Raw genomic sequence first — 24294 nt, 5'->3', positions numbered from 1 at the left:
AAATAATATATTATGAAAAATTCTACAAATTGGATTAAAAAAATTTTGTGTTTGTCTTTAATATTCATAAAATTTAGTGTCGGTTCTTTTTTTGCTCAAGATTGCAGTCCGGATGTTGTCGCTCCTTTTTTATCTGTAAAAAGCAATTATACTGTGTATTTAGATATAGCCTCTGAATATAATTTAAGAGCTGAAGAAATGGTAAGTCTTTGTATTGATAATTGTACTCCACCAGACAAAATGCGTTACTCTTTTTCAGAGGTTGCAAGTGATAATGAAAAGAAAATACAAAGAAATACTAATTTTCCATTGGACCTTGCCGTATTTGCAATCGATCAAGCGGGAAATATTGCAAAAGCAATTGGAAAAATATCTATTAGTACCTGCACTCAAACATTAGTTTGCAATGACGCTTTAAAATTCAGTATCCAAAAAGGTGGTAGTTTGCCTTTGTCAGTGGATCAATTCCTGGAAGGAAGTTACTGTAGGGACCATATCTTTGAAATAAGCTATTATAATGGCTCTATTTTTTTACCCATTGTCCAAATAGATGAAAGTTTACCCCGTTTATTTCAATATCGGGTCGAAGATTCAGTGACCGGTAATTATTGCTGGGGTGAAGTAAGTTATGGGCTTTTTGGAGTGTGCGATCCGGAAGGGGAATTTAAATTTAGTAATAATTCAGTCACAACCAATTGCATCCAAGATGCTGATCCAAGAGATGTAGGATATCCTTTTCCTACTCATTATAAAGTTGAACAGACTGGTTCCCTTCAAACATATGATGTGGAGTACAATCCAGCATGTCCAAGAATAAGTGTGAGTTATACAGATCAACTTGTTACAAAAGAATGCAATGATCCTAATACCGCTGAGATCACGAGAATATGGACAGCAATCTTTCCTGGAGGTTCAAATAAACAATTTACACAATTAGTGAAATTTGAAAGAACTCTGAATGGGATATTTTCAAATTTACACAATTACGATGGACTTGATTTGCCAAAATTAAATTGTAAAGATAAGTGGCCAAGAAAAGATGGATTTATTCCTGTACCGGAATTTACAGGCAGACCAATTTCTAATTCATGTATTCGGATGGAAGCAAAGTATAATGATCTTATTATTCCAGTTGGACCTACTCCATGCGGAGAAGATTATAAAATAATTAGAACCTGGACAGTTGTTAATTGGTGTTCAGGAGAAATTTACAATCACAACCAGGTATTTAAAATTTATTGTGGCACAGATACCATTCCACCAGTGGCGATATGCAATGAGAAGGCTACTTTTGCTGTACCAAGTTCAGGAGAAGTCACGCTTTTCCCAGAAATGCTAGATAATGCGAGCTTTGACAATTGCGGGGGACTAAGTTTTTCATTCGATAAAGAGGAGTTCATAAAATCTTTAAAATTTAATATACTTGATGCAGGTAAGACAATGGATGTTACTCTTTTTGTAACCGATTTATCTGGAAACCAAACATCTTGTATTGTTACAGTAAATTTTGTTTTTAAAGGTAACGGACCAAATACAAAAAACATTATTGGAGGAAAATTGCTAAATTACAATCTTGAATCCATTGGGGTACAAAACAACTTTAATTTTAACTTGAATGATGAACTAAACATTATTCCATTGTATGCATGTGGAGAACCCGTAAATTTTTCTAATTTAGATTATAGCTTGTGCATAGACACAGCCAATAATACTCAGTCTGGATTTCTTATCCCGGGAGTTAAAGTACCGAATGTGAGATCTGGTGTTACGACCTTTGATATTGTACAAATTATCAAAAATCTATTAGGCGTTCTGAAATTTAATTCTTACCAGGCTATTGCAGCGGATGCAGATTGTGATAACAAAATTACCATTTTTGATATATTCGATTTGAGAAGGTTAGTATTGGGCATCACCAATAAATTAAGTTGTGATGACGTTCAATTTTATTCAGACAATATTGCTAAGCCACAGTTAATTAAAGAAATTAAACTTCAAAATTTACCACGCTTTGACTATAATATAGTGCCCGTTAAGAAAGGTGACATTAATGGAAATGGTATTTTTGTGCAGAATCCAATTATTGAAGTAAGGTCTGGAGAGAAGTTTAGTTTTTTCGTTGATAATTTTAATGTTAGAATTGACCAGACATATGATATATGGGTTCGGTCAGCAGAAGAATATAAAGTGTATGGCGTTCAAATTGGTCAGTTGTTTGACGAGAAAAAAATTGAAATTCTTGATATTACCTCGCCATTGTTAAATCTTGTGAAAGAGTCTGATTATACAATTAACGAAGGAGGAGATTGGAGATGCTTATTAATTAACCCTAATATTAGCTTGATGACAATTTCCGGAGGGTTTTTGAAAATTCGGGTGCGTTCTAAATTTGAAGGTATGGTTAATGAAGCAATGTCATCAACTCATTTTCCGATTCCACTATTTGTAATTAGTTCTGATATTGAGTTGTCCATCCCAACACTTGAATCCAAAGCAATTACGTCAACAGCTGACGAAAAAATTGGCAACTTGGGATATTTGAATGTATTTCCAAATCCGTTCAATGATAATTTTAAAATAGAGTTAGATAATGAATCAGTTGGTGCAATCATGCTTGAAATTTATACCTTGGAGGGTAAGAAGTTGTTTCAAAATACGTATTTCGTTTCCAGTGCAAAAAATTATATAAATATGAATGCAAAATTATTTCCTGGAGCAGGAGTTTATTTGATGGTACTTAATAATGGAAGTAGAATATATAAGAAACTTTTGATAAAGAAATAGAGAAACATTTCTGATTATTATGATAAGAGGACACAATTTTGTGTCCTCTTATTTTTCTCCAAATATGACAGACCAATTCATTTTATTTAAGAGTGTATTTTCACTTTCCATATTAAAGTCAGATTGTAAAAATTAATTTTGACTTTATCCATTTACCTGGTTTTATTAAGCTAAATGTCATTGGCTTTTGTTTTCCATAGATAGGCCACCCAAAATAGGATTTCACATCAAATGCATTTAGAAGTCTCTGTTGTTTTATTGTTTTGTCCAATATAAGCTGTTGTACGTTCTGTATTATTCAGTGATTCTTGGGAAGACTAAAATCTATTTCAACGGAATTTTAATCGACATCAATATCATAAAGAACAAATGTTCTCCCAAAAAAGACAATCTACGTTATGGTAACATTCTATAAAAAATACATTAAGCAAATCACCATATCTAAAAAGAATAATTGGCTTTTGGAATGGCGAAACCATATTAAAAAGCTAGAAATATATTCGATTCTCCAATTATAGGAATGACTAATTCTTGTTTTATTTAATACTTACGCACGTATACACAGGTCTCGCTGAACACCGCATATTCAAAAACCAATTTTGTTAATCTTTTATCGGAGTTTTTGATCTTCATGCCTATTGCATGGCGTGGCTTTTGTAAAAACGACTTAATGTTAGCTAACGTTTGTTTTATTAATCCCTTCTTTTTTGAACAAGTAAAGCCCTACACACATCAATGAACTAAATATGAACACCATCGGTATCCAAAGCATATCTGCCCATAGCCACCAAACTTCGTTTTCATTTCCTCTGAATGGTAAACAGAGAATCATCAGGAACATTGCGAAGTACAATAAATTACTTTTCATATACTTTTATTTTTAGTGAAAATTTATGATACGCAAATATCCTTATGAACATCAATTAGAACAAATAATCTCGGGTTGAAAAAGGGTTGATATTGTTATAAAATGCTGATTATCATTATTTTAATTTTGACTTCAATTCACTCCTGCTTTTGATATTCAGTTTCCCATAAATTTGATTAATGTGTGACTTCAGCGTGCTTTGCTCGATAAATAGCTCAGTCAGTATTTCTTTATTTGTCTTTCCCGAAATAATCAAGTCATACACTTCCCTTTGTCTCTCCGTCAATCCATTAAGTAGAGCATCAAATCCTTCACTTTTAATTTTGGACTGCTCCTTAATTTCATTCGAAAGGCTAGAAATTTTCCTTTTATTTATTTGAAAGTAGATTGTAACTAAGAAAGAGCTAATTACTATCATAAAAAAGATAAGAGTTGGGTATTGGTGTAATACCAAATTAATTTTTCCATCATTTGACCTTATTGAAACTGCTATAGATGATATTAAAAGAGCAATTCCCAGAAGATACTTTTGATATTTTGGTAGTATGTCTTTTAGTTTCATCAAAATGTTAGCTGACTTTTAAGGTATACTCGCTGGCGCGTTAGTGCTTGTCTTTATACCATGTTATAGTAGCTTCGAAGCGTTTCATTTTTATAGTTTGATTGAAAGTTTAAGTTGTCCACCTAAGCCCAATTCAACTATCTTCTGCAAAGTAGAAATACGAACCTCTTTGATATCATTTTCTATTTTAGATATATAACCTTTGTTTGTGCCACATCGATCAGCTAATTCTTCTTGAGTAAGTCCTTTTTCTAATCTCGCCTGTTGTAATAATATGCCAAGCTTGAAAGATTCATAACCCTTGTCGTGTTTGTCTCGTATTGTGGTTCCTTTTTTTCCAAATTGTTCGTTTACAAATTGATCTAAAGTCTTTACATTACTTTTCTTTTTCATATTCTTCTCTAATTTTATATGCTTTACTTATTTCATTTTTAGGAGTCTTTTGTGATTTTTTTTGGAAGCCATTGCCTATAACTATGAATCTGCCCTTATTAAAAAAGCATAATATTCTAAAACTGTTGCCTCCTTGTTTAATTTTAATTTCATACAAGTCATCAGTTCCTTCAAGATGCTTTAAGAATTCTTCTGGAACGTGTTCAATTTGTTCAATTAATCAGAAAGTCAAGATAATCTTTTCTTTGACTTTCAAGCTTTGTTTTTTAAAGTAGTCGGAAAGGTATTCTTTGAATATGAATATCGTTCGAACCTTGATATCGCTCATTAGAAACAAAGATATAACAAGTTGTCCGAATGAACAACACGATTTTTTTAATTTAGTTCATTTATTAGAAGTCTTCTATAGCGTTATTTTCGGGCATGGCGGTGGTGGCGATTTTCACCATAAATGTTGATGCGGAGAACAAAGTTTGATTAACCACAAATGTGTCTGCGGAGCACAGAACCGCCACTTTTGCCAAACCCGTCCTATGTTTACATTTTAATTAAATTTACTCTAATGTAAAGATAAAATAAATAGAAAGAACGGGAGCAGATTAAGATAGTCAAACCTCTTAAGCATTAAGATTTTCTAACACGCTTATCTTTGCTCCCGTTCTTATATTATACTATACCGTTCGGTAAGCCTTTTGAGCTTGTGATAGGATGGTATCCAATATAAGAACGTTCTCTCATTTGATTAGTCCAAAACAAAATTACTTTTTATTTCATTAATTAAACAGCAAATGCCAAAGCCGAATGCCCAAATTGAATTTAGATGTTGTTTTAAGCAGTTAATTTTTTATAAGTTTCGTCGTGATTGATTTGTTTGATTGAAGTTGCCTTATGGTCAGAAAGTAAACCCCGGGAATTAAATCAACCTGAATGTTTCCACTATTATTTTTGTCCTTGTATAACAACTGTCCGTAGCAGTTGTAAATTGTTAAATTGAAAGATCCTGCAACACCCTCAATTTTAAATGAGTTTTCAAAAGGATTAGGATACACTAAAATATTTGAGTTGAGATTATACTCGTTTATATTTACAAGTGATGAACAATTTGATGGAATCGAGTCTGTCGTGTAAAAGTTTGAACAATTGTTACAAAAAACACTTTTAAAAAAGCAACTTGCTCTACTTGCTCTAAATACACTACTAGCGTTTCTGTAAATTCCGTGTCCGCCTGTTGTGTCTATTGTTATATCGCTACAAGCACTTTTAGCTATTAAGTCATTATGTATAGTTCGTGAACCATTTAGAGTATAATGTAAAAAGGAATTATCAGCGTCAATTAATACTGTAGTGTCTAGTTCTCCATGGAATGCAACAGTAGGAATCATCTCTTCGATATCTATTTCTGTTGCATTTACACCTCCCCAATTATTAAAGATGCCTTTAATTGAATACGAATTAGTTAAATTATTTCCTGAAGTACTAAGGCTTCCTAATTCAACACTTGTAGCTGTTGCGTTATATAAAAGAGAAACGCTGTCAAATTCAGATTGATCTGCATACACCATGCCTAAAGCAAGTAAAGAGCCTGCACTTTGTCCTCCTACAAATAGCCAATTGGTATCAATTCTAACAGCATTTGCATTGTTAACGATATATCGCATTGCAGTATGTCCATCTTGAATAGCTCTGTATCTTGCTTTGTACTGACCGTATTCAGAAAAGTCATAACCCAGCCGATAATTTACTGTGGCACAAACGAAACCTCTCATAGCCATGTGAATACATAAATCTTTTATGTCACCTGATTGCTTATCGCCAGATGAAAATCCACCACCGTGAAACAGCATAACAAATGGACGTTTAGGAGCAGGGTCAATTGTAAGATTTGGATAGTAAAGATCCATTCTCAAAATATAAGGGTTTCCCAAGTGGTCTAAGGCAGTACCGAATTGAATATTTGCTCCAATTGAAATTTCTGTGGAATCGAAATATTGTACTTCGGTATAGCGAGAGTCATTCGTGCAATACTGTCCGTTTAATTTGACGATTAGTACAAAGAAAGTTACTGAAAAGATAAGTATTTCTGTTTTCATATTTTTTAATGTCATGGTAAGCGTTCAAAATGTCAAAGGGTTTAATCGAAATACTGCCGGTCTAAAAATACCGCCGCCAACGTCAGAGTGTGAAAATACCAACAATTTTATTCATAATTCCAAAAAGCACTTTGAATAAGTTCAAGTAACGCAATTTTAGAAAGTATATGAGTAGTATTTTTTTAATTGCCTAATAGTATTACAAAACAATAAAAGCTCCAAAAGTCTTAAATTAAGGCATTTTGGAATGAAAGTAGAGTCTTTTTTGTAAGGTGAACTCCAATTTTTTAATTTCTCGGTTGGTGCTGGTACTCCAAGTATTGTAAAGCAACGTTTTATGTTAAATACCAACCTAATGAGACTATGCTCTCCATTGACTTTTTCAAGTCCTGTGAAGTTGGTGTAATAATATCACCATTTTCTTTTAATGGTTCCGAAAATATGTTCATTTATCTCTTGACGCTTGCTATATAATGCAGCATTTTTTTTTAGCGTTGATTATTTGCTTCTACTGCAGCTGCAAATTCACTTCTTTCTATTTCTCTACCTCCGCTTGCTCTTCCTGTGCAGAGTTTTTTACTGGGCATGATTTGCATTCTGGTGTTCTGTATTTTTTGTAATTATAGCTTGTTTTACGATCTCTAGTTTTTTTATGCCAGGTACCCGTTGTATTTAATATTTTCCCTTGAGGACAGGTATAACTATCGCTTTTTTTGATTGTAGGCAAAATGTGTAACAACAGAATCCGGAGTGGTTCCGTGTTCATTACTATTGACTATTGTGGAAGGAGCAACGATTGTAATTATATCTGAATCTGCGCATTGTTGAATTTCTCTGCCATTATGATATCCTTTATCTAAAATTGCAACAAAGCTATCTGCATTTAAATTTTCTTTTGCTTCTAATGCAATATCAGTGAGCGCATTCCGATCATTTCGATTAATAGTATGTGTTGCGACAACTAATTTATGTTTGTCATCTACTGCTGTTTGTATATTGTAACCCACTTCAACAACTTGACCAAGCAAAAGTAGTGCACCTGCGTCCGGATCTGTAGTACTAACTTGTGGTTCTTCTGAAGAATTAAGTTGTTCTTGAAGTACTTCGTATTTAATTTTATTCAGCTTCAGTCTATTTAGCTTTTTCTGGATATTAAAAACCTTAATTAAATCTTCTTATATATCGTTTTGATCAAGTTGATTTAAGTATTCATTGCTTTTCTCTTCAATATAAGCTAAGTGCCTATCAATTTTCTTCTGATTATAATTATTTTTTTTGCTATTGTGGGCTCTGGATTTGGTACCATCAATGGCAATAATCTGACCACCAATTAAATCAATATCTTTAAGAAAGGAAACAAACAATTTGAACACGCTTTTCAATGCTTTAGGATTGTTTTTCTAAAATCAGCAATCGTATGATAGTTTGGTCTCAATCTTAATGTGAGCCATTGGAGTTCAATGTTGCGGCAACATTTACTTTCTAACATACGACTACTTCTCAATCCATTTAGATAGCCATACAAATAAATTTTTAATAGAGTAGAAGATTCAAAACTTGGACGTCCTACATTCTTTAAAGTATTAACATCAAAGCCAAGTTTTAATAAATCTAATTGTTCAACAAATAGATCCCCGCCTGCAGTCGGGCAGGAACAAATCGCACAGGGTTTTCTTGATCAATATTATCCTCAAGTGAACACATTTGCATTTGTAATCGTGGTAAGCCAGTTACATGATTCATAGTATATAAAAATGCGAATCATTAATAATATACCAAAGAGTTTTACTAATTATTTTTCAGCTAGTTTTTTCACAGCCTGACGGATTTGGCATAGACGCAGCACCGCCAATTATCTAGCAGCCAAAATTAAGAAATAAGTTATTCATTACCGAAAAAAAATTAAGAGTGAATGATAAAGGATGCACGTCGGTGTAGCGTCTATGCCGTGTTAGTTTGCGTGCTTTTACTTTGATTTAGAGTTTGAGCATTCTTGATGAATGATGCACTGTTAAAATATCAATTTCCTTTGTTGAAAATATCTTATAAATGATCCTATAATTTCCCATAATGATTTCTCTTATTGCAGGTTCATTGTACTCTGGTACTGGTCTTCCAATATATATATGATCTTTTATTATTTTAGCTTTATTTCTAATTCGTCTAACTTGAATTATAGCATACTTTACAGAATCTTCTGAAATGTATTCAGCAATGGAATCTAAATCTTTGAGTGATCGTGGTGTCCAATTTAAACGAACCATTTAGGAAGGTGTTTTTCTAATTCTTCATCAGGGATTACATTTCTTGAGTCAGACTGTCTAAGGCCTTCTTCAATTTTGTCCATTAGCATAATATGATCTAATATTTGATCTAACGTAACATCTTCAGGAAGAGCTTGGAATGTTTCGATGAGTTTTTGTTTTTTTATTGTCATCTCTTTATTTTTTGCTAAGGTAATAATAACAGCATGACTTTACAAATGTTTTGCATGCGAGCTAACGGATTTGGCATAGACGCTGCACCACCTTAACGTATGGTTGATGGCAAATATGAATAATTTTGGCGGCATTGTGTCAAGCTAGTGTTGGCGGTCGTTTTTTTTAATTCAGTTTAAATTTAATCGGGAAGTGCATCTTATATTTTACGGGCTTCGAATCAATTATTAGTTGAGCATATCCATTAATAGCTGCATCAATAAACCTTTTTCGAGCTTCTTCATCACATTCTTTAGAAACACTTTGGTTTATATTTACTTTAGCAATATTTCCTAACTCATCAACAAATATTTCTAAAATTACATTTCCCTCTATTCCTGATTCCTTAGCTAAGGTTGGATATCTAATTGTCGATATTAATTTTCTTATAAATGCTTTATAACCAATAAAAGGTATTAGCTCTTCTTTTAATTGAAGACTTTCATAAATGTCATTATTGTTTTGATCAATAAAGTATAAGATTGGTAAGGATGGAATTTTACTGGATTGGACTTTTGTAGAATCACGAATTTTAGTTATCAAATTTATCTTTTGGCCAATACTAATAGCACTAAAAATTAATTGAGCAGATATAACAAATAGGATTATTTTATTTAAATTTTTCATGCTTCCTAATTTTTTTGTAATGACAGCCAACGATTTGCAGCTTGGCGAAGGCTGGGATTAAATGTACGAATGTTCAAATTTAGCACAATGTTCATTAGAATTCCAAATGTTCAATTTAGCACTGAAGCCCAGCTTCTGCCAAACTGCTGTTAGCCGTTCGTTGTTTTTATTTTGAAATTTCTCCTTTGTATTTTGGGTCAAAGTCAATCATCCATTCAATTCCATATTTATCTCTAAACATCGCAAAATATGAACCCCAAGGACTATCGGCTATTGGCATTTCAATTTGTCCATCTACCGAAAGTCTGTTATAAAGGTTGTCTGCTTCTTCTTTACTTTCAGCACTGATTGAGATTTTACTTCTTGTTTCGTTTAAATTGTGTACACCTAATGCTTCTGGTGTATCACTTCCCATAAGTATGTCGTGTTTGCCAATTGGCAAAGCAATATGCATAATTTTATTGGCTTCATTTTCATTTGCAATACTTCCTTGTATTTCTAAATCTTTGAAACGCATTATCATTGCAAATTCTCCACCAAAAACTGATTTGTAAAATAAAAAAGCTTCTTCGGCATTGCCGTTAAAATGAATGTAAGGATTTATTTGTGCCATTTTTATAAATTTTAATTGTTAATTTGTTTTTCTGATTTATTTTCTATGTTAAACGTCAGGAATATTTGGTTCAACTAATTTTTTTAATTTCTCTAAACTTTCTTGCCATCCTAAATAACACATTTCTGTTGGAATAGCATCAGGAATGCATTCTTGGGTTGCAATAAGTTCTGTGCCACATAATACGCTTTTCAACTCAATGGTTGTAATCATTTGTCCTGGCAAATTTGGGTCGTCAAATTCATCTGTATATTTAAGAAATTCATTTGGTATAATTTCTAAATATTCACCACCAAATGTATGGCTGCTACCTGTACCAAAATTAGTAAAAGACATTTTGTATTTACCGCCAACTTTTGCGTCCATACTATGAATTTTGCAAACAAAACCGTAAGGTGGAAGCCAAGAAGCCATAGCATCAGCATCGGTAAATGCCTTGAAGACTTTTTCTTTTGGTGCAGTAAAAACTCTTTGAAGTGTAACTTTGTTATTTGTCATTGAAAATTATTTTTTATAATTGTTAGACGAATTTATTACAATTGGGGAATTTCTTCAACCAAAATTTCATTTCCTTTTTTGTCGTAATAAATACAAGTCATTTCGTCAAGTCTAACAACCCATTTTTCAATTCCCGTTTCTGCACAATCTATACAAAAAGTAAAATAGTCAGTTTTTCCTTGTTGGTGGAATTTAAGTTGAACAATAAAATTTTCTTTATTACTATTATCGGAAATATCTAATTCATCATACTTCGATTTTGATTTAGTACTGAAATTATTTTCGCCAAAATATTCTGTATGGCTGTCTTTAACCCAAGTTTCAAAACCTTTCACTCCGAAATTTTTGATTTCTTGGATATATTTTGGAAAGTCAGCACCTGATTTTACTTTTTTATGAGCTTGTTCAATTTGTTCTACTGTAAACATATTTATTTTAAATTTTGTTCTATTTTCTTTCAGTTTAGTGTCGCCATACAATGACGGCCAACGGAGCGGTACTTGCGACGTGCCGCCACTTGCACCAAAGCCAAAAGTAAGAAATATTTTCATAAGAAACCAATAGTGAAAAATTATGATATTTGGCGGTATATTCGCAAGTACAATGTTAGCTTTAGTTTTTATTCATTTCGTAAATCCATTCAATTCCAGCTTTTAAAGTTTGGTTCTCTTCAACTTGAAAATCAGGAATTATTTTACTTCCAAATTTTGTCTTTTTCCTGTCCGCAAATATAGATTCAGCCAGATTTATTATTGAACCATCTGATAATTCGTGTGAAACACATCCTGTTGAAACACCAAAAGTTGATTGTCCAAATGATTTTGAATTTTCTCTCAACTTTAAGGCTACCGCCACCGCTTCTCCTGAACTTGCTGTTTGGTTGTCTGTTAATACAGCTAAAAATTGATTACTAAGATTTTGTTTTGATAAAATTTTTGTCTCCATAACAAATTGATCTTCTATGTAAGCTTTGCCTTCGATTATTTTCCAGGCTTCACTATTTTCATTTGCATCTATAAAGTAGCCAAAGGTCCCATTTCCAATTAATGGTTCAATTGAAAGAAGCATTGGCCACATATTTCCACCAAAATTGCCACGCAGGTCAATTATCCAACCTTTCAACTTATTTTGCAACTCTTTCTCTATTTTGGCTCTTATTTCCATAATGTAATCATTGTACTCACTTTCATTCCCAATACAAAAAGGTATTCTAATGTATCCAATGTCATCTGGGGTGATTTCATCAGCTAATATAGGCAAAGGTTTGTTTTCAAGATTAGCTTCTGACTCTGTTATAGGTCTGAAGTAACTATGATTGTCATTAAGCTTTTTAATTGCATAGCTTATTGCAGGATGAGTATCTTCAATTTTTTTTGCATTCGATACTTTTTTTAAAACGTCACTTTTAAACTCTTTCCAGTCAATTTCATTTTTATATACAGAATTTTCTTCCAATAAATCAAAGGTTTCTGTTAGATATTTCGATACTTCTTTTGGAACAGAATTTCTAGTATTACAGCTCGACAATACTATGCATAAACCAATGTAAAAAATTATCTTCATTGTTACTGTTAAATTCTGACTAACGTTTGGTGGTTACCAGTAGTTGGCGTTTGGATCACTCAACTGTCTATACCTACAAATGTTTATTTAAAGATACAAATGATTGTTAGCAAAGCCAAAACAAATTAAAAATCTGCGAAGCAGGCAATAACTGGCTTTGCGATGACCTCATCAGTGCCAATTACTGGTAGCATCTGTTATGCGGTCGGCTTTTAATGAGTTTTTGAATTTGCATTTTTATCATTTCTTTTTCAGTGTCTGTCTTACAAAGTTTAAAAGCTTTGTGAAAGTTTTCGACAGCTTTGTCAAAGTCAACCTGCTTATAGAGTTCAGCTAACAGTACGAAATAAAAGTGGTTACTTTTCAATTCCATTTTTTCAGCCTCATTTATTGCTGCTAAATTTCCTTGCACTTTGGATAATGCAAAAATTCTATTCAAAGCTACGATTGGAGAATTGTCAACGGAGAGTAGGGCTTCATACAAATTCAAAATGCTCGTCCATTTGTCTTTGTTGTCGTTGCCAACAGTATGCCAATATGCAATGCTTGCCTCAAGATAGTATTTTGATGTTATTTCCCATTTCGATGCCTGCTGTAAATAATAAAATCCTTTTTCAATTAGCTCGGTGTCCCAAAGTTTCTTGTCTTGGTTCTCATATAAAATAATATTACCTTTCTCTGATTGTCGGGCATCTAAACGGGATGAATGAAAACACATCAATGACATTAAAGCATTCGTGGAATGGGTATTTGTTAATTGGTTTCCTAATAGGAAGTATGCTAAGTTTAATGCCTCAACGCAAAGCTCTTTTCGAACTATTGCATTGTTACTTTCCGAATAATATCCTTCGCTGAATAATAAATATATTATGTGTAGAACTGCATCTAACCGCTTGTCGATCTGTTTATGGTTCGGCAAGTCGATTTCAATTTTTTCTGAGTAAAGTTTTTCCTTTGCCCTTTGAAGTCTCTTATGAATTGTTTCCTTATTGGACAGGAATGCATCAGAAATTTCGCTTAATCCTAAACCACAAAGTACCCTTAATGCCAGGCAAATTTGTGCTTCGACTGAAATAGATGGATGGCAGACTGTAAATAGCATTTTAAGCTGGCTATCGGATATATTCTTATCAGAAAAGTCAATATCAATTTCGTCAAATTGTTTTTCAGTCGCTTTTATTTTCTCAGTAACTTTAATTTTGAAAAGGTTGTTTCGGATGAAATAATTTTTCACCTTATTCTTGGCAACCGTATATAGCCAAGCGGTCGGATTTTCAGGTTTTCCTTTGTAAGGCCAAGTGTCAAGCGCTAATAAAAAGGTCTCACTTGCAATATCTTCCGCAACTTCTATATGCTCAATCCCAAACGTCTTAGTCAGTACAGCTACAAGTTTACCGTACTCAGTTCTAAAGAGGTGTGGAATTATGTCATTACTGGTCATTGCAAAAATAAAACCCAGATTTGTCGGGGTTCTAAGATCATTTTAATGTTTCATGATTTCTCTAACTTCTACTGTATTACCTTCACTTTGTAGAACAGGTGCGCCTTTTGCAAATTCTGCCGCCTCGTCTGCTGATTCAGCTTTTACAACAATGTAGCCTCCAAGTGTTTCTTTAATGTCACCAAAAGGACCATTGGTAACAAGCTTTTTATGATTGACAACCTTTGCGTTATCAAACAAAAGCCCAGTTCCACTTACAAATTTGTTCTGGGCAACAATAGTTCCAACCCAGTCCATTTGTTGTTTCATCCACATTTGCATTTGCTCTGGGGAAACTTTACCGTTTACATTTTCGTGTCTGAAAATTAAGATGAATTCTTTCATGATTTTGTCTTTTTTAATTGTTAATGAATGTTTAAGTTATACATCAATAACAATTTGAATATGTCAAAAGGGACACTCCTCTTAAAATATCTTATAATATTTTCATTCGATTTATCATCTTTAAGCTGCCGCATAACGGATTAATATACACGCTGCCTCGCCAAAGTTTAGCAGCCAAAAATAGTAACTTAAATATTTATTTCCAAAAAAATTAGAAGAGAGTGATAAAGGATGCACGGCGGTGTAGAGTCTATGCCATGTTATAGGCGGTGCCATTTCATTGTGGAGAAGCGAGTATTCTATCAGACAGTAACTTTTTTTCTTTTTGTTGTTACTACGGATCGTTTTTTAACTATCCGTTTTTGAGAATGTGATTTTTTGTAAGTACGAATATATTCGCTTATGGCAGTTTCTTCTTCTTTGGTTAGGGGTCTGCTTTTGATTATTAGGTCAATTCCGACCGGTTCTTTAATGTGTCCTATTTTATTAACTTTTAAAATACTTATTTAATAATTGATTAGCAGCTTCAGTGTGAATTATCATTAGATGATTTCCGAAATGTTAAGCGCCTAATGTTTTTTCGTAATGTTTAATAAGTTTTGTTTTTGCTTTGAAGGAAATATATCCGTCAAAACCATTTTGAAATGAGACCTTACATGCAAATGCAACAAGATTTTCTGACACTCCTTCATAAAGTTTATTTCGACCAAGATTAAAAGGAGCACTTTCAATCAATTCAATATAAATATGGTCAGGCTTCATGGTAAAGCTCAATAGGCCTTGAATAATAGTTGGATTATTTAATATTGTCAACTTATAAACCTCTCTTGAATTGTTTGCAAGTTCTTGCTTCCGGTTAAAGCTCCAGCCATTTTTCTTGGTTATTTGTTTTAGGTCGGTTGTAATCAAGCGGCCTACCTCAGTTGCAAAACTATCTCCGGAAATAGTATTTTAAATAGAATTAGTTAGTTTATCTATTACAAAATCGAGCTGTATTTTTCTCTCTTTTTCACTATTCAAAGATACAAAAAATTGACGAAATAGATTCATTAAAAATTGAAGTTAGTTTTGTGTATTGAGTAATTGTTACATCGTCTATAACGTTCCGGTGCTTGGCGAGTTTGCGAACTTCGGAACTAATTATTTTCTATAAAAGATAAAATTTCTTGTGAAATGTAAACGTGAATTTTCTAAAAATTCGCAATCTTGCCAAAGGTCTGTTAGTGGTAGCTCTTCTGTCGTTCGTCATTGTCCAAATTTTACAAATGTTTGTCCGTTAAATTTCCATGCTCCATTTTCGTGTGTTCCAAGCCAAAGGTTACCATTGTTGTCTTTGTAAATACTGAATAATGTAATGTTTTTTGAATTATCTTGAACTACATAATGAGTAATTTTCTTTCCATCATAATTCCAAACTCCATCACGATAAGTTACAAACCACAAATCACTATTATTGTCTCTTACTATTGATAGATACTCGTCCAAATTGCTTTCCATTTTCCCATCTAAACCACCTATGCTTTTGTGTCTTGTGTAAAATTTATTGCTTTTTAGTGTGGTGGCGTCGTAAACACTATAACGATATTCGGTATTGAACCAAAAGTCACCTTTTTTATCTTCTGTTATTGAACGCACTCCGTTTGCACCTTCGTTGCGAAATTCTGTCACATCTTCTTCTGTAATCCATTCAAACGATATTCCATCGTATCGACAAACTCCGACTGGGTTTGTGCCAAACCAAATGTTTCCTTTTCTATCTTTATAAATGCTATAGATATCAAATGGATTGGAAAAATTTGGTGGGTTCGGAAATTGCAATTCAAATAATGTAATGCCATTATAGCGATATACTTTTCCTGTATTTCCATAAGAATATTTAAACCAGATATCTGTGGATTCAAGTTTCCAATTTTCACTGGGAATTGCCGTTAAAGTTGTAAAATATTTTCCGTTAAATTTTGATATTGAAGACTTTGCGTTTCCACTGGCAAAATAAATGTTACCAAATTCATCTTCTTTTATTTCATCAATTCTGTTGTTAAGTAAACCGTGTTTTGTTGTGTAATTAACTAATTCATTTCCATCGTATTTATATACTCCTGTTTCCCAACTTCCAAACCAATAAGCATTCTTACTGTCTTGATAAACAACCATTATGCTTTTACCAAGTTCTTTTACAGTATCACCTTTTATAAATTGATCAATTTTTTTCTTCTGATTAGAGGTCTGTCCATTGCATGATGTCAATAGAGTCATAGTGCTCAGAAATAAAAGTATGTTTAATTTCATTGTAGTCTTTTTGATGATTGCAGTGTTGTCATAGAGTTACCACTAAGGGTTTCGGGCTTGGCGAAAGTGGCGATTTTCACCACAAATGTTGATGCGGAGAACTTTCGGCTACCACAAAACTGTCTGTGAAGCACTGAACCACGCCTATCGCAAATGTGCTGTTACCAGCTGGCCTACTTCGTTGCATAATCTTGTTGTTTAAGAAGTAGGTCGCCAAACTGGGGTCTCATTTCGCTTTGGTACATTCGTCAAACGAATTTTTACTCTTGTTTCAACTTTTATTACCCAAACATCATATTGTTCTGAAGTCCCGCATGAATATGCAATCCATTTTCCATCTGGTGACCATGAAGGTGAATAATCTTCCAAAACGTCATTTGTAAGGTTAATAACATTGCTGCCATCTGAATTCATTATAAACAGTTCAAAATTTTTATCCTCTGTTGGTCCGTAGAATGCAATCCTTTTTCCGTCAGGTGAAAATTTTGCACCAGAGTCATAACCTTTCTTAAAAGTTAATCTTTTCTCGTTTTTTCCATCGGCATCCATAATAAAGATTTCACCATTAGCTGTATGAGATGTGTCGTCCGCCTCTTTAATTTGTCGTGTAAAAAGTATCTTTGTTCCATCTATTGACCAAGTCGGTACTTCTTTAAAAAAATCATTTTCCGTTACTCTGACGATACCTGAGCCATCCTTATTCATTGTATAAATTTCCCTGCTTTTGTGGTCTCTGTCTGAAGTAAATGCAATTTTATTTCCATCTGGTGACCATTCGGGCAGGTAATCATTCGAAGGATGATTTGAAAGATTTATCGGATTTTTTCCATCTGCATCCATTCTGTAAATTTCATTGTTGCCATCACGATTTGAATAAAATAATATGAACTTACCGTTTGGCGACCAAGAAGACCAAAAGTCCAATGCTTTGTTATTTGTCAGATTTGTAATATTTTTTCCATCAGCAGTCATTGTGTAAATTTCAAAATTGCCGTCTCTTGTTGTTAAAAATGATAATGTCCCGTTAGGTATGGAGTCGTTCATGGTTGCTCTGGATGTTTTAGAACTTGTCACACAAGATTGGTTGAAACCAAGAGCAATTAAAATAATTGTAGTTGTTGTTAAATGTCTAATCATAATTTCAAATTGTTTCATGTATATATTTTGTTCTGACGGCTTGCTGGTAATGTTTTGCAGCTACCCATAGGTCGGGACTTTTACCACAAAACTTGATTTGAAAAACTAATGTTTGATTAACCACAAAACTGTCTTTGGAACATGAAACCCCGCCTTTTGGGTAGCTGCTGTTATAGCCAGTTTTTAGTTCGTCCAAGTTTCTTTGTCTTTAGCATTCATAATTATTTTTCCATCATAAATACTTAATCCTTGCCAGCTTCCAAACCAAACTTGTCCTTTGTTATCTTCGAGAATACTTTGTGTGACATTGGAGGTCAAGCCATCTTCAGTTGTGAATTGTTTGAAATTATTGCCATCATATCGGTAAACACCATAACCTTCTGCCGTAAACCAAATATTCCCTCGGCTATCTTCATAAAGATTGTAAGTTTCTACACCTTCAATAATTCCATCCTTTGTAAAGTTAGTGTATGTTTTACCATCAAATTTGCTCACACCGCCATTAAAGGTACCAATCCAAATATTACCTTGTTTGTCTTCTAAAATATCTGCAACGTTATTGTCGGTAAGTTCATTTTTAACTGTTAAATGAATAAATTCTCCATTTTTATATTTAAAAATCCCATTTCCATCAGTAGCAAACCACATATTTCCATTTTTGTCTTCTATGATTTTAAAAACCAATTTATCAGATAGCATGGGTTTTGCATTTTCGACTTTTGAAACTGGCAACGAAAAAGGTATAAACATTTCACCGTTAAAATGACTAACTCCTCCTGTCGCCCCAACCCAAATAAGTCCGTTTTTGTCAATTGTTAAACCCCAAATTTCCGCATTCACACCTGGCAGTCCTTCTTTGAATGAAAATGTTTTAAATTTTACACCATCGTATTTTATGAGTCCTTCGGATGTTCCAAACCAAATATTACCTACTGTATCTTCAACCATTTCTAAAACCCTAAAATATGGGCTGATCCCTGCAATTGCGATTTTTTCAAGTATTTGTCCATTATAGCGTATAATTCCATCTCCATTTGTTCCAAACCAATAGTTCCCTTTTTTGTCCTGATACATTGACCTTACAAACTCCCTTACCATTCCATTTAAATTGGTGTGAATTTGCGGAAATGTCGTGCTTTGATTTGAATTGATTGGTTGATTGTTTATTCCATTTTCTGTTGTATCATTAACTGGTTTTTCTTTAACTTGTCCTGTGCAAGATGATATTTGTAAAGACAAAACAATTAGAATTAAATTTCTTGTTATAAATATTTTCTTGCTTTCAATGTTTGTCATATTGTTGGTTTTATTATTGTTTTTAGCGGTTTTGTACATGCTTCCAGTTTGCGTTTGTCCGTCATGTAATTGATGAGCTTCTGCCTTAATAGCATATAATAAATATATTTTACTTACCTGTGTTCAATTCATTTTTAATCTTTTGAAGAGCATCTTTGTAATAAGTAAGATTCTTATCATTGTTTTCTGTTGCTATATCTACGGCTTTTTGATAACTTTCTAATGCGGACGTTAAATCTCCATTTATTTTTAGCGCTTCTCCATAGCTATCAAATACATTAGGAGAATTAGGAAAAAGAATGGTATTGGATTTTAAAATACATAAACCCATTTCTGGTTTTTTCAGTTCCATCATGTATTGATAACCCAAAGTGTTAATATCCCATTCCCCAAAAAGTCCGGAATCCACTAAGTTTTTTATACTGTTACTGACACTAATTTCAGATTCTCCTTGTTTATAATGTTCGAGATGTTGATTTAGATTTTGCTGCAATTGGATATACGTTTCAAGTTTATTTTTTCTCAGAAAATCTGCCGCTTTTTGGGCTAGTATATGCGCCTTTTCTAATGTTTCTTCCTTTTTAGTAAGGATTTCAGGTTGAACGCCTACACCTTCCCAACTGGTGTTTGTAATAGGATTAATAGCCCTGCCTGTAGGTATAAAAACAGACAAATTTTCATTAATTCCTCTTGTTCCACTGGTTTGCTGCTCCAGCAGTCGTTTGTCCTATTAAGCTTGCTCTTTTCTGAGTCTGCATATTATAGGAAAATTCTTCTGCTCCTGAAAACGTTTCCTCACCTATCATGATGAATAAAGGAATATCGACCAATTTTTTACCTTCTACTTCTTCTAAAGTCCAAAATTCTTCAGTTCTATCTCCTTCTCTATAATAAAGACTATTTAAATGTAGTTTTTTATCAAAGAAATAGCTGCAAAGATACTGAACCATTGATGGATTCCCTCCACCATTGTGCCTTAAATCAATAATTACAGCATCAGACAGAGATAACAATTTCATGTAGGCATCTGCAATGTCTTTAGCTCTTTCCATGGGAGCAAACATCCTTAAATCCAGATATGCAACATTTCCTTCTATGATCTTCAATTCTTTGAAGCCATGATTGAGGTTTCTGTAATTATTGATCTGCCCCATACGATGCGCTGATTTTACTTCGAGGTTGTTTTGGGAAGCTATATTAGGTTCATTTGTCATTATCCTCATATGCTTATCCTTATTGACACTTTGTACTGACTCTGTGAGAACGGTCGCAAATGTCTCGTTGTCTTTACACTTATCAAAATACCCGGCTTCGTATTGTTTATAAAGATGTTCACTCGTTTTCTTCGCGACATCAGGATAGATGTAAAAGTCTTGTATTAATAAAGACAGTTTTTCAATTGTTTCTTTTTTATACTCGTCACTTAGGGTAATTTCTTGACTAAATAATGTTTGTATTGACAGGGCAAACAAGATGATTAATGGATATTTCATATACGAATGCTTTTTTTGTAAAAAATAATAATTAACATTTCTCAAATTGTTGCTAACGTGTCCGCATAGACGCCGTGCCACTTCCCGCGGCTGCCATACAAAAGCTAAGGTAAATATTTTCTGCTGAGCGTGAAAGTTAAATGCATCACTGGCATGGAGGCAATACATTATTGGCTGTAGTTGCTCTTCTTCGCACTATTCATATTTAAGTCTTGATAAACGATTTACAATTTCTGTTCTTCGTTTTCCTACTGGCTCAATTTTCAGTTGCCTCTCAAGTTCTACAAACTCGTTTGCTTTGTCCAAAAATATTCTACTTTGTAAAATTGTTTCAACCCAATCTCCAAAATCTGAAAATTCTGTTTCTTTATTCGTGTAACTAAAATATTGAACTAATGACTCTAATTCCCAATTTGAACTTTCGTTTTTGTTTAGATGCAAAGGCTCCTTCGCAAGAAATTTATCGAACAAATATGTGTTTGAAAAAAATGTTCTATGGGCTTTCTTTTCAGCGTCAACTAATTTACCACACTTAAATAAAGTAAAAGTCCACTCAAACAAAAAAATTGGGTAACAACTATCGTCTGGAAAGTTTTTTTCAAACCAATTGAAGTATCTCAAACAGCCTTTGTAGTCCTTTATTTTTAAAAATTGCTCAGGAATTACATATCTAATCCCTTGTCCATCATGATAAAATCCACCCCAAAGTTTTTTATCTGCAGCAAGTGCTTTTTTGTATTTGTCTATCTTGTTTCTTACTCTCCCAATTTGTTTTTCTGTCATAGTTTACGAGTGTATCGAATACAATTGCAGCCAACGTTTTGGGGGTTTGCGATGGCGGGGAGTTTTAGCACTAAACTTCATTCGGAGAACTGAACCTCCACCTTGCACAAATGTGTCTGCGGAGCACGAAACCCCGCCTATTGCAAATGTGCTGTTATGTGTAGCCTTTCTTTCTGTCTTCATTGCTTAAATTTTTCAAATGTGTTTCCGTTGAATTTAAATGTTCCGTTGTCAGGTGTCCCAAGCCATAAGTTGCCTTGATTGTCCTTATACATGGATATTAAATTCACGTCATTTGAACCGTCTTTTACTGGATAATTTGTAATGTCTTTTCCGTCATATTTATAAACTCCTTTCCCCCAAGTCGTCAACCAAATGTTTCCATTGTTGTCTTCTACAATGTGGGAATAATAAACGTATTCATCGCCACCAAAAATTTGCTTGTTTCCAATACCCTTTGTTTTTTGGTATTGAAGTCGGTCGCTTTTGGTTGTCTTTCCAAAATCAAAAATATACTTGTGCCAAGTGTTACATAACCAAAATTCCCCTTTTTTATCTTCATAAATTGAGCGAATACCAAAAGTGCCACCACTTGGAGTAATAGTTAAGTTGTTCTCATACATCCATTTAATAGATTTTCCATCAAAACGACAAGCCCCGAAAACGGAAGTGCCAAACCACATTGCACCTTTTCGGTCTTTATAAATTGAATACACTTCGTAAGGACTAAAAAACGAATTTACAACTCGTGGATAAATTTCATCGTGGAGATAGTGTTTTGGAAACTCCAAATTATATAATTTGTTTCCATCGTAGCGATAAGCACCTTCATTCTTTTTGCCCAATATATAAAACCACAAATCATTGGGTTCTAATTTCCATTCTTTGCTTTTGATTGGTTGCAAAGTAGTAAAGGTCTTTCCGTCAAATTTGTTGATACCACTGAAGGTTGAAATAAATATATTGCCAAATTTGTCTTCTTGAATTTGTCTTATGGTGTCATTGGCAAGTCCGTGTTTTGTTGTAAAATTGACAATTGTATTTCCGTCATAACGATACACACCTTCGCCATTACTACTAAACCAATAGTTGCTTTTTGTGTCTTGAAACACATACCATAAATGGTCGCCAAGTTTATTTACAGTGTCGCCTTGTGCAATATGTTTACTTAAATCGTCTGTGTTTGATGCGTTATTTTTTGTCTGTCCGTTACACGATGTCAATATGGTCAGTATGCTAAAAAATAAGAGTGTTTTTAACTGCATTGTCGGTCTGTTCAAGGTATGCACTGTTGTCATATGGTTACACATAACGTTTTGAGGGTTTGCGATGGCGGGGAGTTTTAGCACTAAACTTTGTTCGGAGAACTGAACTTCCACCTTGCACAAATGTGTCTGCGGAGCACGGAACCCCCGCTATCGCAAACCCCTTGTTATGCGTTCGTGCTAATCTCTCAAGCTTGATATTACGTCAGAAATTTCCTACTTTATAACTTTTGTAACATCAATAAAGGGTGAGCGAAGAAGAAAACCTGCTTTCTGTTTTTCGGAGTTGTCAAATTCTTTCAAACCATAATTTATTTCGTCAGGGTTTACTTTGTGCCATGTTCCAAATATTCTGTCCCAAAAAGTAAAGACATCTCCAAAATGACTATCCGTAAATTTTTGTTCGTCAGAATGATGAATTTTATGCCATCCTGGGGTGGAGAAAATGTAACGACCATATTTTTCAATCCAATCCGGAAATTTGGTATTGCTGTGTTGGATAATGACAAAAACAAGTCCCAGAGTTCCATATATAACAAAGGATGTCATTGATACTCCAAGGAGAAGAATAGCAACACAGAAATAAATTCCCTGAGAATATATAACTTCAAAAGGGTGGAACCGCAACGATGAGGAAGTGTTTAGATTGAGGTCAGAATGATGCACCCTGTGAAACCGCCATAAGAAAGGAATTTTATGTAATAAATGATGGTTGCAATAACTACCAAAGTCTATGAGTAATACACTTGCTATTATTTCAACAACGCTCGGTAGTTTAATCTGATTAAAAAGTCCCAATTGCTGGTCGGCTGTGTAAACAACAGTGAAAACAACTACAGCACCAACCAACGCATTGACCACAATTGATATAAATGTTAGAATAAAATTGTGAATGTCGTGTTGTTTTTTATTAGCTGGTTTTGCAAGATAAGGTCTGAAACTTTCAATGCTATACATCACTATGAGCAATGTCAATAGCAAAATTGGTTGGACGTCTGCTAATGTTTGTATCATATTATTTTAAATTTAGTTCGTCAATGTTAATTTCATTTACGCTGTTTGATGCTTCGTTGTCGCCCAAGCATTACGCATAACGGATTTGGCATAGACGCTGCTCTGCCAAATCATTAGCAGCCAAAACTAAAAAATTAATTTGTCATTACCGGAAAAAATTAAAAGTGAATGATTTTTGATGCATGGCGGTGTAGAGTCAATGCCGTGTTATCAGCGGGCTTTTTGGATGTCGATCAAAATCATGGCTGAATGTTGAACTCTGGCAATATAAACAGCTTCACTATTTACCCTGTAAACAATTCTATAGTTACCTTCAATTAATTCTCTTATACTATCAATACCAAATTCTGGAACAACTCTTCCTGATTTCGGAAATGTTTCTAATTGCTTTACTCTTGCCAAAAGTTTATCTATAAATCTACTTGCGTAAGAGGTTGAATCTTGTGCAATATAATTGTGAATTATTTTTAAGTCTTCTAAGGCTAATTCAGTCCAAACGATTTTTACCATTTCTTCGCTATTTCTGCTACTTGTTCATGAGAAATAGTTTTTCCCTCATCTATTTGTTTTAAACCTTGTTCAACTTTTTCAATAAAAATTAGCCTTTCTATAAGTGTTTCTAATTCAAATTCTTGTGGGAGTTCTTTAATTGATTCGATTACTTTATCACGTTTCATAAATATTATTTTATTTAGTGCGAAGATACTAAATAATTAC

General features: G+C 33.5%; 25 protein-coding genes and 3 pseudogenes. 2 read left to right on the top strand and 26 right to left on the bottom strand.

All coding sequences use genetic code 11. The annotated features are described in order from the left end of the window. Positions 1–12: 12 nt before the first annotated feature. The gene (locus IPO86_00630; protein MBK9726599.1) at positions 13–2784 is read left to right on the top strand and encodes a T9SS type A sorting domain-containing protein; all 2772 of its coding nucleotides are present in this window, start codon (positions 13–15) and stop codon (positions 2782–2784) included. Positions 2785–3767: 983 nt separating this feature from the next. Here the strand turns inward: IPO86_00630 and IPO86_00625 are convergent. The 3 genes and pseudogenes from IPO86_00625 to IPO86_00615 form a co-directional block, all read right to left on the bottom strand. Continuing rightward, on the bottom strand, positions 3768–4214 hold the full coding sequence (locus IPO86_00625; GenBank protein MBK9726598.1) for a helix-turn-helix transcriptional regulator: 447 nt from the start codon (positions 4212–4214) through the stop codon (positions 3768–3770). 90 nt (positions 4215–4304) lie between these two features. Further along, entirely contained in the window at positions 4305–4607 is a 303-nt protein-coding gene (locus tag IPO86_00620; GenBank protein ID MBK9726597.1) for a helix-turn-helix transcriptional regulator, read from the bottom strand. Next, positions 4591–4935 (bottom strand): annotated as a pseudogene (locus IPO86_00615) (type II toxin-antitoxin system RelE/ParE family toxin). The gene IPO86_00620 and the pseudogene IPO86_00615 overlap by 17 nt, the downstream one beginning before the upstream one ends. Here IPO86_00615 and IPO86_00610 point away from each other — a divergent pair. Next, a complete protein-coding gene (locus tag IPO86_00610) occupies positions 4904–5065 on the top strand; it encodes a hypothetical protein (protein MBK9726596.1) in 162 nt (53 codons plus the stop codon). The pseudogene IPO86_00615 and the gene IPO86_00610 overlap by 32 nt on opposite strands. A 378-nt stretch (positions 5066–5443) precedes the next feature. On the opposite strand, the gene IPO86_00605 is transcribed toward IPO86_00610, so the two are convergent. The 23 genes and pseudogenes from IPO86_00605 to IPO86_00495 form a co-directional block, all read right to left on the bottom strand. After that, the gene (locus IPO86_00605; GenBank protein MBK9726595.1) at positions 5444–6697 is read right to left on the bottom strand and encodes an alpha/beta hydrolase fold domain-containing protein; all 1254 of its coding nucleotides are present in this window, start codon (positions 6695–6697) and stop codon (positions 5444–5446) included. A 264-nt stretch (positions 6698–6961) separates the two neighbouring features. Next, positions 6962–8440 (bottom strand): annotated as a pseudogene (locus tag IPO86_00600) (IS1182 family transposase). A gap of 233 nt (positions 8441–8673) precedes the next feature. Beyond that, positions 8674–8961, bottom strand: coding sequence for a type II toxin-antitoxin system RelE/ParE family toxin (locus IPO86_00595; GenBank protein MBK9726594.1), 288 nt, complete (start codon positions 8959–8961; stop codon positions 8674–8676). Further along, positions 8949–9134, bottom strand: coding sequence for a hypothetical protein (locus tag IPO86_00590; GenBank protein ID MBK9726593.1), 186 nt, complete (start codon positions 9132–9134; stop codon positions 8949–8951). The genes IPO86_00595 and IPO86_00590 overlap by 13 nt, the downstream gene beginning before the upstream one ends. 166 nt (positions 9135–9300) lie before the next feature. Beyond that, entirely contained in the window at positions 9301–9801 is a 501-nt protein-coding gene (locus IPO86_00585) for a TonB family protein (protein ID MBK9726592.1), read from the bottom strand. Positions 9802–9967: 166 nt separating this feature from the next. Then, complete coding sequence (locus IPO86_00580) at positions 9968–10414, bottom strand: VOC family protein (GenBank protein ID MBK9726591.1); 447 nt, start codon at positions 10412–10414, stop codon at positions 9968–9970. A gap of 48 nt (positions 10415–10462) precedes the next feature. After that, the gene (locus tag IPO86_00575; GenBank protein MBK9726590.1) at positions 10463–10912 is read right to left on the bottom strand and encodes an SRPBCC family protein; all 450 of its coding nucleotides are present in this window, start codon (positions 10910–10912) and stop codon (positions 10463–10465) included. Between the two features lie 35 nt (positions 10913–10947). Further along, complete coding sequence (locus IPO86_00570) at positions 10948–11340, bottom strand: DUF1398 family protein (protein ID MBK9726589.1); 393 nt, start codon at positions 11338–11340, stop codon at positions 10948–10950. A 184-nt stretch (positions 11341–11524) separates the two neighbouring features. Next, positions 11525–12475 carry a hypothetical protein gene (locus tag IPO86_00565; protein MBK9726588.1) on the bottom strand — a complete coding sequence of 317 codons (951 nt, stop codon included), beginning with the start codon at positions 12473–12475 and terminating at the stop codon, positions 11525–11527. Positions 12476–12656: 181 nt separating this feature from the next. Then, entirely contained in the window at positions 12657–13916 is a 1260-nt protein-coding gene (locus IPO86_00560) for a sigma-70 family RNA polymerase sigma factor (protein ID MBK9726587.1), read from the bottom strand. A 42-nt stretch (positions 13917–13958) separates the two neighbouring features. Beyond that, a complete protein-coding gene (locus IPO86_00555; GenBank protein ID MBK9726586.1) occupies positions 13959–14300 on the bottom strand; it encodes a transcription initiation protein in 342 nt (113 codons plus the stop codon). A 486-nt stretch (positions 14301–14786) separates the two neighbouring features. Then, a pseudogene (locus IPO86_00550) lies at positions 14787–15350 on the bottom strand (hypothetical protein). A 195-nt stretch (positions 15351–15545) separates the two neighbouring features. Next, on the bottom strand, positions 15546–16589 hold the full coding sequence (locus IPO86_00545; protein MBK9726585.1) for a hypothetical protein: 1044 nt from the start codon (positions 16587–16589) through the stop codon (positions 15546–15548). A gap of 198 nt (positions 16590–16787) precedes the next feature. Continuing rightward, a complete protein-coding gene (locus IPO86_00540; protein ID MBK9726584.1) occupies positions 16788–17744 on the bottom strand; it encodes a PD40 domain-containing protein in 957 nt (318 codons plus the stop codon). Positions 17745–17909: 165 nt separating this feature from the next. Further along, positions 17910–19022: a hypothetical protein gene (locus tag IPO86_00535; GenBank protein MBK9726583.1), complete on the bottom strand. Its 1113-nt coding sequence runs from the start codon at positions 19020–19022 to the stop codon at positions 17910–17912. 109 nt (positions 19023–19131) lie between these two features. Further along, the gene (locus IPO86_00530) at positions 19132–19695 is read right to left on the bottom strand and encodes a hypothetical protein (GenBank protein ID MBK9726582.1); all 564 of its coding nucleotides are present in this window, start codon (positions 19693–19695) and stop codon (positions 19132–19134) included. A 7-nt stretch (positions 19696–19702) separates the two neighbouring features. Then, complete coding sequence (locus IPO86_00525) at positions 19703–20515, bottom strand: S41 family peptidase (protein MBK9726581.1); 813 nt, start codon at positions 20513–20515, stop codon at positions 19703–19705. A 195-nt stretch (positions 20516–20710) separates the two neighbouring features. Continuing rightward, positions 20711–21298 (bottom strand): hypothetical protein, encoded by a 588-nt coding sequence (locus tag IPO86_00520; protein ID MBK9726580.1) that lies wholly within the window; start codon positions 21296–21298, stop codon positions 20711–20713. 3 nt (positions 21299–21301) lie between these two features. Then, entirely contained in the window at positions 21302–21481 is a 180-nt protein-coding gene (locus IPO86_00515) for a hypothetical protein (GenBank protein ID MBK9726579.1), read from the bottom strand. Next, the gene (locus IPO86_00510) at positions 21478–22563 is read right to left on the bottom strand and encodes a hypothetical protein (protein ID MBK9726578.1); all 1086 of its coding nucleotides are present in this window, start codon (positions 22561–22563) and stop codon (positions 21478–21480) included. Before IPO86_00510 ends, IPO86_00515 begins: the two co-directional genes overlap by 4 nt. Before the next feature lie 216 nt (positions 22564–22779). Beyond that, positions 22780–23577 carry a sterol desaturase family protein gene (locus IPO86_00505; GenBank protein MBK9726577.1) on the bottom strand — a complete coding sequence of 266 codons (798 nt, stop codon included), beginning with the start codon at positions 23575–23577 and terminating at the stop codon, positions 22780–22782. A gap of 210 nt (positions 23578–23787) precedes the next feature. Continuing rightward, positions 23788–24087 carry a type II toxin-antitoxin system RelE/ParE family toxin gene (locus tag IPO86_00500; GenBank protein ID MBK9726576.1) on the bottom strand — a complete coding sequence of 100 codons (300 nt, stop codon included), beginning with the start codon at positions 24085–24087 and terminating at the stop codon, positions 23788–23790. Then, the gene (locus IPO86_00495; protein MBK9726575.1) at positions 24081–24254 is read right to left on the bottom strand and encodes a hypothetical protein; all 174 of its coding nucleotides are present in this window, start codon (positions 24252–24254) and stop codon (positions 24081–24083) included. The genes IPO86_00500 and IPO86_00495 overlap by 7 nt, the downstream gene beginning before the upstream one ends. Positions 24255–24294 lie beyond the last annotated feature (40 nt).

Source organism: Saprospiraceae bacterium, from assembly GCA_016717265.1.
In the GTDB taxonomy this organism is placed as follows: domain Bacteria; phylum Bacteroidota; class Bacteroidia; order Chitinophagales; family Saprospiraceae; genus Vicinibacter.
The sequence above is the reverse complement of the archived record's forward strand: the minus strand, read 5'-3'. Positions and strand labels throughout refer to the sequence as shown.